The organism is Schumannella sp. 10F1B-5-1, from assembly GCF_006517535.1.
Classification (GTDB): domain Bacteria; phylum Actinomycetota; class Actinomycetes; order Actinomycetales; family Microbacteriaceae; genus Schumannella.
On the sequence record NZ_VHQH01000039.1, the window covers coordinates 295,496 to 306,777 of the forward strand.

9 protein-coding genes are annotated in these 11,282 nt (G+C 71.5%); 4 read left to right on the top strand and 5 right to left on the bottom strand.

The annotated features are described in order from the left end of the window. Window positions 1–136: 136 nt before the first annotated feature. From FJ658_RS12135 to FJ658_RS12145, 3 genes are all read left to right on the top strand, one after another. Complete coding sequence (locus tag FJ658_RS12135) at window positions 137–1,576, top strand: glycosyl hydrolase (RefSeq protein ID WP_141145636.1); 1,440 nt, start codon at window positions 137–139, stop codon at window positions 1,574–1,576. A gap of 146 nt (window positions 1,577–1,722) precedes the next feature. After that, window positions 1,723–3,132 (top strand): UDP-glucose/GDP-mannose dehydrogenase family protein, encoded by a 1,410-nt coding sequence (locus tag FJ658_RS12140; RefSeq protein WP_141145878.1) that lies wholly within the window; start codon window positions 1,723–1,725, stop codon window positions 3,130–3,132. A 207-nt stretch (window positions 3,133–3,339) separates the two neighbouring features. Continuing rightward, a complete protein-coding gene (locus FJ658_RS12145; protein ID WP_141145637.1) occupies window positions 3,340–3,987 on the top strand; it encodes a DUF1345 domain-containing protein in 648 nt (215 codons plus the stop codon). 79 nt (window positions 3,988–4,066) lie between these two features. Here FJ658_RS12145 and glnA read toward each other — a convergent pair whose 3' ends face one another. The 4 genes from glnA to lipB form a co-directional block, all read right to left on the bottom strand. Further along, window positions 4,067–5,491 (bottom strand): type I glutamate--ammonia ligase, encoded by a 1,425-nt coding sequence (gene glnA / locus FJ658_RS12150; protein WP_141145879.1) that lies wholly within the window; start codon window positions 5,489–5,491, stop codon window positions 4,067–4,069. 158 nt (window positions 5,492–5,649) lie between these two features. Continuing rightward, window positions 5,650–6,354: a DUF4191 domain-containing protein gene (locus tag FJ658_RS12155; protein WP_141145638.1), complete on the bottom strand. Its 705-nt coding sequence runs from the start codon at window positions 6,352–6,354 to the stop codon at window positions 5,650–5,652. 81 nt (window positions 6,355–6,435) lie between these two features. Continuing rightward, on the bottom strand, window positions 6,436–7,428 hold the full coding sequence (lipA, locus tag FJ658_RS12160) for a lipoyl synthase (protein WP_141145639.1): 993 nt from the start codon (window positions 7,426–7,428) through the stop codon (window positions 6,436–6,438). After that, complete coding sequence (gene lipB, locus FJ658_RS12165) at window positions 7,425–8,147, bottom strand: lipoyl(octanoyl) transferase LipB (RefSeq protein WP_141145640.1); 723 nt, start codon at window positions 8,145–8,147, stop codon at window positions 7,425–7,427. Before lipB ends, lipA begins: the two co-directional genes overlap by 4 nt. A gap of 281 nt (window positions 8,148–8,428) precedes the next feature. On the opposite strand from lipB, the gene FJ658_RS12170 reads away from it, so the two are divergent. Then, complete coding sequence (locus FJ658_RS12170) at window positions 8,429–9,988, top strand: protein kinase (RefSeq protein ID WP_141145641.1); 1,560 nt, start codon at window positions 8,429–8,431, stop codon at window positions 9,986–9,988. Between the two features lie 23 nt (window positions 9,989–10,011). On the opposite strand, the gene sucB is transcribed toward FJ658_RS12170, so the two are convergent. After that, a partial coding sequence (sucB, locus tag FJ658_RS12175) for a 2-oxoglutarate dehydrogenase, E2 component, dihydrolipoamide succinyltransferase (protein ID WP_141145880.1) occupies window positions 10,012–11,282 on the bottom strand: 1,271 nt, incomplete at its 5' end.

Genomic DNA, 11,282 nt, shown 5'->3' on the forward strand with positions numbered 1-11,282 from the left:
GCGCCCCCGCTCCCGGCCGCCGAGGTCGTCACGAGCCCCGCACGACCGCGACCGCGTGCGCGCCGTCGCCTCAATCCCTACGCAGCCATCCCCTACCTGGTCGCCGCGGCGATCTTCGCACTGGAGGCGATCTTCCTTGTCTAGAGCTCTCGCCGCCGCCGTCGCCCCCGCCTCCGCCTGGTGGGCGGGCAGCCGCCGCAGCGCCCGCGGCGCCGTCCTCGGCGCCATCGCCCTCGTGACCGGTCTCGGGATCGTGACCGGGATGATCTGGACCTCGCCCAACTCGCCGGCGCAGCGCGTCGAGGACGTCGTCTCCGACATCACCGGCGCGCAGCGCCTCACGACCGAGCGCAACGAGCTGCTCTCGGCCTCGGTCACGACTCAGAAGAAGCTCGACGCCGCCAACGGCAAGGTCGCGCGAGCGGGATTCCGCGAGCAGGCGCTGCGCGCGCAGATCGCGGAGCTGCAGGGGCAGCTCGCCGCCAGCCGCACCGAGCTGAGCACAGTCAAGGCGGAGCTGGCGCAGGCCACGGCGGCCCGCTCGACCGGCGGCGGAACCGCATCCGGGGGCGGATCGAAGGGCGGCACGAGCGCCACGACACCCGCCGTCACGGCGCCCTCGCGTGAGCAGCTGCTGAACCCCGCGTCGCCGTACTTCGGCATGTACACGGCGCAGTCGCCCTTCAACTGGGCCGAGTTCGACGCGGTGTCGAAGAAGATCGACGCGACGCCGTCAGCCGCCGGGTTCTTCTCCGGCTGGGACGAGGACTTCCGCGCCAGCGGCATCACCCGCTCCTGGCAGAAGGGCGTGCTGCCGATGCTCACCTGGGAGTCCCGGCCGATCGGCTCGGCCAACGATCAGAAGGAGGAGCCGGAGTACACGCTCAGCTCGATCATCTCCGGCGGCCACGACGCGTACATCACGAAGTTCGCGCAGGACGTCGTCGCGACCGGACTGCCGTTCGTGCTCCGCTTCGACCACGAGATGAACGGCGACTGGTATCCCTGGTCGGAGGGCATCAATACGAACACGCAGGGCCAGTACGTCGAGGCCTGGCGGCACGTGCACGACATCTTCGAGGCCCAGGGCGCGAACGCCTACGTCATCTGGACCTGGGCGCCGAACCGCATCGACAAGCTGAGCAGCGACCGCCGCTCTCTCGAGTACCTGCGCTCGCTCTACCCCGGCGACGACTACGTCGACTGGGTTGGGATGTCGTCCTACCTCCGGCCGCCGTTCAAAGCCGGTCAGGAGATCGGCTTCGACCAGACCTTCTCCGCCACGCTCGGGCAGCTGCGGCAGATCGCGCCCGGCAAGCGCATCCTGCTCGCCGAGGTCGGCGCCTCCGAGATCGAAGGGCACAAGCCGGACTGGCTGGCGTCGTTCTTCCGCGGGCTGAACGCCCCCGAGAACGCCGACATCGTCGGATTCGCGTGGTTCAGCATGACCGTCACCAGCAAGGTCGACGGCGAGCTCGCCACCAACGACTGGCGCATCGACTCCTCGGCCAGATCGGTCGAGGCCTTCGCCGCCGGGCTGCATACGCCCGGAGGCCGGTTCACGAAGGGCGGCTGAGGATGACCGAGCACGAGCAGCACGACGACGAGACCGAATTCCACGAGATCAGCGACACCAGCGACACCGGCTTCAGCCACAGCGACATCAGCGACACCAGCGACACCGGATCGAGCCGCACCGACGAGAGCAGCGAGGAGACCACCATGGACAGTGACGACAGCATCCCGGCACCCGACGACCAGGCGAGCCCGCCCCGCGTCAGCGTGATCGGCAGCGGCTACCTGGGCGCGACCCACGCGGCCGCGATGGCCGAGCTCGGCTTCGAGGTGATCGCGGCCGATCCCGACCAGGCGAAGATCGCCGCGTTCCAGGCCGGCGTCGTGCCGTTCTACGAGCCCGGGCTCGACGAGCTCATCGCGCAGCATCTCGAGACGGGACGCCTGCGCTTCACGACCGACACCGCCGACGCGGTTGCCGGGTCGGACGTGCACTTCGTCTGCGTCGGCACGCCGCAGCGGGCGACCAGCCACGCGGCGAACCTCGACTACGTCGAGGCGGCCGTCGCCGCCGTCGCCCGGGCGATGACCCACGACGGCGTCATCGTCGGCAAGTCGACCGTGCCGGTCGGCACGGCCGAGCGGATGCGCGAGATCGCTTCCGCCCTGGTGCCCGAGGGTGTCGCGGTGGAGCTGATCTGGAACCCGGAGTTCCTGCGCGAGGGCAAGGCCGTCGGCGACACGCTGCATCCCGACCGCGTCGTGATCGGCGGGGCGAGCGCGAGCGCCGAGGCGCTCATGCGCGAGCTCTACGCCGGACCGCTCGCCGAGGGCGCCGCCTTCGTCGCCTGCGACCTGCCGACCGCCGAGCTGGTCAAGGTGAGCGCGAACGCCTTCCTCGCGACGAAGATCTCGTTCATCAACGCGATCGCCGAGATCTGCACCGCCGCCGGCGCCGACGTGCGCACCCTCGCGGATGCGATCGGCTACGACCCGCGCATCGGCCGCGCCTTCCTCGACGCCGGGCTCGGGTTCGGCGGCGGCTGCCTGCCGAAGGACATCCGGGCGCTCATGCACCGCTCCGGCGAGCTCGGCGCGCTGCAGGCGGTCGGACTGCTGCAGCAGGTCGACGAGATCAACATGGGGCAGCGCCAGAAGGTCATCGACATGACCCGGCAGGCCGCGGGCGGCTCGGTGCTCAACCGGCGGATCGGCGTGCTCGGGGCGGCATTCAAGCCGCTGACCGACGACGTGCGCGATTCGCCAGCGTTGAACGTGGCGGCGGCGCTGCACCTGCGCGGCGCGCAGGTCGGCGTGTTCGACCCGGCGGCGGGGGAGACGGGGCGCCGGATGTTCCCGACGCTCAGCTTCGTCGACTCGGTCGCGGCGGCCGCCCAGGCCTCTGACGTGCTGCTCGTGCTCACCGAGTGGGACGCGTTCTCCGAGGCCGACCCGGCGGAGCTCGCCGAGCTCGTGCACGCGCGCACGGTGATCGACGCCCGCAACTGCCTCGACCACGAGGCCTGGGAGGCGGCGGGCTGGACCGTCATCGGCCTGGGCGTCGGCGACGCGCCCACCGTCTCGACGTTCACCGCGCCCGTCTTCGCGGTCGCCTGACCGCCGCGCTCCTCGCGAGCGCGGTCCCGTCGGAAACTCAGGCGTTGTGTCCGCCGCCTCCCCGGTCTGCAGGGAGCCGAGGGCGGATGCGGAGCACAACGCCTGAGTTTCCGACACCGCCAGCGCGGCTCGCGGCGGGCAGGTGCCGCGACGCCGCGGCGAGCGCGTCGGCCGATCGATCGGGCGACGCAGGTCGAGAATGTGCCCATGTCCGCGAAGCGCCGCCCCCGTCGTCTGCTCGGCATCGCCGCGACCCGGCTGATCATCATGGCCATCGTCGGCATCGCGGTCGGCGTCACCGTGGGGATCCTCGGCGACTGGACCTACGCCCCCGTCGCGGGCTGGGTCGCCGCCGCCCTCACTTACGTCATCGCGGTCTGGACCGTCGTGCTCCGCTTCGACGCCGCCGCGACCGAGACGCACGCGACCCGCGAGGATCCCGGCATCATCCCGGGAGAGCTGCTCGTCCTCACCGCGGCGATCGCGTCGGTCGTCGCGGTCGTGCTCCTCGTGCTCGACACCCGCACGGGCGGCGAGCAGCTGGCGGCCGCCGCGCTCGGTTTCGCGAGCGTCGCGCTGTCGTGGGCGCTCATCCACACTCTCTACACGCTGCGCTACGCGCGCATCTACTACGCGCATCCGGTCGGCGGCATCGACTTCAATGGGAATGAGCGGCCGCGCTACGTCGACTTCGCCTACGTCTCCTTCGACCTCGGCATGACCTACCAGATCTCCGACACCTCGCTGCGCACCTCGCAGCTGCGCGGCGTCGTGCTCGGCCACACCCTGCTCTCCTACGCCTTCGGCACTCTCGTGCTCGCCTCGACGATCAACCTGATCGTCGGCCTGGCCTGAGCAGCGCGGGCGCGCACCCCGCACACGGCGACGGCCGCCCCTCCCGGAGGAGAGACGGCCGTCGTGCGATCGCGCGGGATCAGACCCCGAAGTACAGCTCGTACTCGAAGGGGTGCGGGCGCTGGGCGAAGGGGAGGAGCTCCTTCTCGCGCTTGTAGTCGAGCCACGCGTTGATCAGGTCCTCGCTGAACACGCCACCCTCGAGCAGGTAGTCGTGGTCGGCCTCGAGCGCGTCGAGCGCGGCATCGAGCGAGCCCGGCAGCTGCGGGATGCCCTTGGCCTCCTCGGGCGGCAGCTCGTAGAGGTCCTTGTCCACCGGGTCGTGCGGCTCGATCTTGTTCTTGATGCCATCGATGCCGGCCATCAGGATCGCCGCGAACGCGAGGTACGGGTTGCCCGACGAGTCCGGCGCGCGGTACTCGATGCGCTTGGCCTTCGGGTTGGTGCCCGTGATCGGGATGCGGATCGACGCGGAGCGGTTTCCGGCCGAGTAGACCAGGTTGACCGGGGCCTCGAAGCCGGGGATCAGGCGGTGGTACGAGTTGACGGTCGGGTTCGTGAACGCGGCCAGCGAGGGCGCGTGCTTGAGGATGCCGCCGATGTACCAGCGGGCGATGTCCGACAGTCCGCCGTAGCCCTGCTCGTCGTAGAACAGCGGGTTGCCGCCATCCCACAGCGACGAGTGCACGTGCATGCCCGAGCCGTTGTCGCCCATGAGCGGCTTCGGCATGAAGGTCGCGACCTTGCCCCACTCGAGCGCGGTGTTCTTGACGATGTACTTGAACTTCAGGATGTCGTCGGCGGCGTGCACCATCGTGTCGAACTTGTAGTTGATCTCGCCCTGGCCGGCGGTGCCGACCTCGTGGTGCGAGCGCTCGACCTCGAGGCCGACCTCGATGAGCTTGAGCACGATGTCGTCGCGCAGGTCGGCGTGCTGGTCGACCGGGGTGACGGGGAAGTAGCCGCCCTTGTAGGGCGTCTTGTTGGCGAGGTTCCCGCCCTCCTCGTCGCGTCCGCTGTTCCAGGCGGCCTCCGACGAGTCGACCTCGTAGTAGCTCTTGTTCTGCTTCACCTCGTACTTGACGTCGTCGAAGATGTAGAACTCGGCCTCGGGGGCGAAGAACGCGGTGTCGGCGATGCCGGTCGACGCGAGGTACTTCTCGGCCTTCTTGGCGACCTGACGCGGGTCGCGACCGTAGATCTCGCCGTTGCGCGGGTTGTAGATGTCGAAGACGATCACGAGCGTGCGCTCGGTGCGGAACGGGTCGACGAACGCCGTCGAGATGTCCGGGATGAGCTGGAGGTCCGACTCGTGGATCGACTGGAAGCCGCGGATCGACGAGCCGTCGAACAGCTGCCCGACAGCGAAGAAGTCCTCGTCGACCGTCGAGGCCGGGATGTTGAAGTGCTGCTGCACGCCGGGGAGGTCGGTGAAGCGGATGTCGAGGAACTTGACATCCGTGTCCTTGATGAACTTGAGGACTTCAGACGAGTCGCTGAACAGGGGGGTGGACATAGGGCGCTGCTCCAAATAGCCGTGGATGCGGATGGTGCCGGACACGGGTGCCCCGACACTGATTCCGAACATAGGGAACGGCCATTACCCGACCATCACGCCCATGTTTCGGGGATGTTACGTCGACGCAGGATTCCGCCGACCCGTCACCGAGGACGCGGAGCGCGGACCTTCGTGGGGTCCATGCCCTTCGGGATGCCGATCCCGCCGGGCGTGCGCGCGAGCGACGCCAGACGGTTCGAGACAGCCGAGATCTCGGCGGTGGTCAGAGCCCGCTTGAACCGCGTCAGCTTCGACGCGAGACGGTGCAGGGGAGTGGAGTCGGCATCCGGGCCGACGAAGACGAAATGCACCTCGACGTTCGGCACGATGCGGGAGACCTTCTTGCGCTCCTCGTCGAGCATGCGCTGCGTGCGGGCCTTCGGGCCCTCGCCGATCAGCACGATGCCGCCGCGGCCGACGACGCGGTAGACCGCATCCTGCGTGCGCGGGCTGATGTTGACGGGCATCTCGGTGCCGGTCCAGCCGCGGCGCAGGCCGCTCTTGATGACCGACCCGACGGCGCCGGGCTGCCCGGCGATCTGCGAGTAGGCGGCCTTCTCAGCGCGGCGGCCGAGCACGATCATCGCGAGCAGGACGCCCAGCAGGATGCCGCACAGGATGTAGAGCACGAGGCCGAGGATGTTCTCGCGCGAGAGCAGGACCGCGACGACGATGCCGACGGCCGTCGGCACCACGAACGCGAGGAGCAGATACCAGACGATCAGCGGGTCGTAGCGGCGGGTCATCTGGAAGACGCGCCACATCTGACGGATGCGGCCGGGTTCCTTCTCGGGCGTGGTGCGAGCCATGAGTTCAGGATACGGGGTGCGGGCGACGCCGCGGTCCGCGTCGGGAGACCGGGGCCCCGAACGCCCCGGTCTCCGGGCGGATCACGACACCGCCTGCGCGAAGCCCTTCTCGGCCGCCTCGGCCAGGTGGTGCAGCTCGGCGGGGATCTCGCGACCCCGCGCAAGCATCGACTGCGCCCAGAGCCGCCCGGCGCGGTAGCTCGAGCGCACGAGCGGACCGGCCAGCACTCCCAGGAACCCGAGCTGCTCGGCCTCGGCCTTGATCTGGAGGAACTCCTCCGGCCGCACCCAGCGGGTCACCGGATGGTGCCGGGGCGACGGACGCAGGTACTGCGTCACCGTGATGATGTCGGTCCCGGCGTCGCGCAGATCGCGCAGCGCCTGCGACACCTCCTCGCGCTCCTCGCCCATGCCCAGGATGAGGTTCGACTTCGTGATGAGGCCCGCATCCCGCGCCGCCGTGATGACCCCGAGCGAGCGCTCGTAGCGGAACGCCGGCCGGATCTCCTTGAACAGCCGCGGCACCGTCTCGACGTTGTGCGCGAAGACCTCGGGGCGGCTCGAGAACACCTCGGCGAGGTGATCCGGGTTGCCCGAGAAGTCGGTCGCGAGGATCTCGACGCCCGTTCCGGGGTTGCGGCGGTGGATGGCGCGCACCGTCTCGGCGTGCAGCCAGGCGCCCTCGTCGGGCAGGTCGTCGCGCGCGACGCCGGTGACGGTCGCGTAGCGCAGGCCCATCCGCGACACCGAGTCCGCGACGCGACGCGGCTCGTCGGTGTCGTAGTCGGCGGGCTTGCCGGTGTCGATCTGGCAGAAGTCGCAGCGCCGCGTGCACTGGCTGCCCCCGATCAGGAAGGTGGCCTCGCGGTCCTCCCAGCACTCGTAGATGTTCGGGCAGCCGGCTTCCTGGCACACGGTGTGCAGGTCCTCGTTCTTCACGAGGCCGATCAGCTCGGTGTACTCCGGGCCCATGTGGGCTCGGGTCTTGATCCACTCGGGCTTCTTCTCGATGGGCGTCTGCGCGTTGCGCACCTCGAGCCGCAGCAGCTTGCGGCCCTCGACGGGGGCGCTCATGCGCGCGCTCCCGTGAGAACCGGAGCCGTCGACGCGGCGGACGCGGCGGGCGCGGCGGGAGCGGCGGCGGTCGGCGACAGGGATGCGGCGGTCGCCTCTCCATCGTCGGTCACGATCCCGAAGTGCTTCCGCACGAGCGGCACGACCTCTTCGGTCGTGACCGTGCGGCCGAGCTCGCGGCTGACGCTGGTCACCCCGGCGTCGCTGAGTCCGCACGCCACGATGTGCTCGTAGGCGTCGAAGGCGTTGCTGCAGTTGAGGGCGAAGCCGTGCATGGTCACCCCCTCGGCCACGCGGATGCCGATCGCGGCGATCTTGTCGGTGCCGCGCATCCACACGCCGCTGCGGCCGTCGACGCGGCCCGCGTCGATGCCGAGGTCGGCGAGCACGGCGATGAGCATCGCCTCGAGCCGGCGCACGTAGGCGACGACGTCGACCGGCTCGGGCAGCCTCAGGATCGGATAGCCGACGAGCTGCCCCGGACCGTGCCAGGTGATGCGACCGCCCCGGTCGACCTCGACGACGGGCGTGCCGTCGTCGGGACGATCCTCGGGCTGCGTGCGTCTCCCGGCCGTGTAGACCGAGGGGTGCTCGAGCAGGATGACGGTTTCTGGCGCCCGGCGCTCCACGACAGCGGCGTGAAGATCACGCTGCTGCTGGAGGGCCGTCGAATACGACACGGAGTTGGCGCTTAGCCCCGTGACGACATAGTCGACCACGCGCCCAGTCTAGGCACGCCGCCCGCCGAGGCGCCCGTGACTCTCTTGGCGCGCTCCTCCCCAGCACCCACCCGCGCGGCGTTTCCCACCGATCGCCCGACGACGATCCGCGGCGCCGACGCGTCGGCGAGAGTCGGAGCGTGCTCCGTCGACTCGCCACCGCTTCCCGTGCCCCGGCCCCTCCCGCCCCCGTCGCGGGAGCGCCGTCGGCGGTCTCCCGGCCCGCGTCCGCCGTGGTGCGGCGGGATGGACGGATCGCCGGGCACCGGATCGTGCGCACGTTGTCGTCGACGGCCGAGCAGCGCACGCTGCTCGTGCACGACGGCGACGGCATGCCGGTGGTCGCCCGTCACTGGCGTCGCCACGACGCCCGCGCCGACCACGAGCTCGCCGCGCTCGGCCGAGCTCAGGGCGATCACGTGACCCGCCTGCTCGACGTCGGAATCACCGACGACGGGGGACTCGCGGCGCTGCTCGAACGGTGTCCCCGGGGCGACCTGGCGGCACTGCTGCGCGAGCGCGACGCCTTCTCGGCGGGGGAGCTGGTGACGCTCATCGCGCCCCTCGCTCAGGCTCTGGCACGCCTGCACGACGTCGGTGTCGCGCACCGTCGCGTCACGGCCCAGCGCGTGCTCTTCGATGCCAGCGGGGCGCCGCAGCTCGCCGGTTTCGGCGGCGCCGAGCTCTTTGACGAGGGGCTGCCTCCGGCCCACCTCGAGCGGCTCGACGGCGTCATCGCCGACCGGTCCGCGATGACCGCCCTGGCCGCGGCCGTCGCCGAGCGCGTCCCCGGCGGCACGGGACGTCGGGCGGGCGCCCTGATCGACGAGGCGGCTCGCGACGTCGACGACCCTCTCCGAGCGCTCGCCCGAGGTCTCTTCGCGCTGGCCTCGGGTTCGCCGATCCGATTCCCGGTGGATGCGGTCGGCGAGGTGCCGGGGGAGTCCCTGGCGGAGGCGGTGGCTCCGCCGGCGGGGAGCCCGACGGACGACGCACGGTCGCCCCGACGACCGGCGTCGTCGCCGCTCGCTCGCGCGACCTCAGTGGCGCGACCGCCACGGCGCCGCGCCACTGTCCCGCCCCGACGGGGTCGGCGTCGGCTGGATGCGCCGCGAGCGGCGGTCCGCGACACCCGGACCCCGCGACGGCGTGCCCGACCGTCGGGCGCCGTCGCGTCGGCCGTCGTTCCGAGCCTGCTCGACGGTGCCCCGGTCGCCGCGATCACGGCGCACGCGCGCTCCGGTGCGATCCGACTGGCATCGACGCGCCGGGGCCGCATCGCGATGGCCCTCGGCGCCACCGCCCTTCTCACCGTGATCGCGCTCGTGGCGATCCCCGCACCGTCCTCAGGAGACGCCGGCGGCGGCACGACCGTCGGCTCCGGGCCCGACGTTCGCCCCTCCGCACCGGCCGACGCGTCGCCGAGCGCGACCGCCGCGGAAGCCACGACCGCGCGCGAGTCGCGGCACGGCACCGCCGACGTCACGAGGCGTGGCGAGGGCGAGGCCGTCACGGGCGCCGATGCACTCGCCGCGACCTCGGCGCTGCTGACCGCGCGCACCGAGTGCCTGCGGGAGCTCGATCGCACCTGCCTGACCGCGATCTCCGAGCCGGGATCCTCCGCCCGGCACGACGATCTGGCTCTGCTGGCGCGACTCGACGCCGGAGCGGCCACCGAGGCGGATCGGCGGCAGGTGACGCTCCAGGCGCAGTCCGTCGGCGGCGATCTCGGCGGGGCCGTCGTGATCGTCTTGACCCCGGACAGCGAACCGGCCTCCCTTCTCGTGATGAGAGGGGAGGCCGGGTGGCGGATCCGCACCTACCAGGGTGCGGCAGGGTGAGGCGGATGCCGCCTCACCCGCTATCAGATGCCGAGCGAACCCGCGAAGTCGCCCGCCTCGAGCCGGTTCTTGACCGTCGTGAGGAAGCGCGCGGCGTCGGCGCCGTCGACGATGCGGTGGTCGTACGACAGGGCGAGGAACACCGTCGAGCGGATCGCGATCGCGTCGCTGCCGTCCTGGCTGATCACGACCGGCTTCTTGACGACCGTGCCGGTGCCGAGGATCGCGACCTGCGGCAGGAACACCAGCGGGGTGTCGAACAGCGCACCGCGCGAACCCGTGTTGGTGACCGTGAAGGTGCCGCCCGACATCTCATCCGGCAGCAGCTTGTTGTCACGCGTGCGACCGGCGAGGTCCGCGATGTCGGCGGCGAGCTGGGCGATGTCCTTGTCGCCCGCGTCGCGCACGACCGGCGTCAGCAGACCGCGCTCGGTGTCGACCGCGATCGAGACGTGCTCGTGGTCGGGGTAGACGATGCTCTCGCCGTCGACCGTCGCGTTGATCACCGGGTAGGCGCGCAGCGCCTCGGCGGCGGCCAGCGTGAAGAACGGCAGGAACGACAGCTTCGTGCCGGTCTTCTCGAGGAACTCGGCCTTCACCTTGTCGCGCAGCTGCGCGACCTTGGTGACGTCGACCTCGACGACGGTGGTCAGCTGCGCCGTCGTCTGCATCGAGACGACCGCACGCTGTGCGACGACCTTGCGCAGACGCGACATCGGCACCGTGGTCCCGCGCAGCGGCGAGATCTCCACGACCGGAGCGGCGGCAGCAGGCGCCCCGGCGGCGGCCGGAGCAGCCGTCTGGGCGGGAGTCGCCGCGGCGTCGGCCGCGTCGAGCACATCCTGCTTGCGGATGCGACCGCCGACGCCGGTTCCGCTGACGCCCTCGAGGTCGATGCCCTTCTCGTTCGCGAGCTTGCGCACGATCGGGGTGACGTAGCCGGCGCGCGAACCGAGCGGCGCCGCGACGGCCGCACCGGCGGCGGCCGGGGCCGCATCGGCGGTCGGCTGGGCGGCGACCGGCTGGGCGTCCTGCGCCGCCGGGGTGGCCGGAGCGGGCTGCTCGACGGGAGCCGCCGGAGCGGCGACGGGCTGCTCGGCGGCAGGGGCCGCCTCGGGCGTCGGCGCGGCAGCGGGCTCGGCCGCGGCGGTCGCCTCGGCACCTGCGGGCTGCTCGGTCGACGGCTGAGCCGGAGCGGGCTGCTCGGGCACGGGCGTCGCCTCGGCGGCGGGGGCCGGCTGCTCGACCGGGGCCTCGGCGGCGGGAGCCGGCTGCTCGGCGGCGGGAGCCGGCT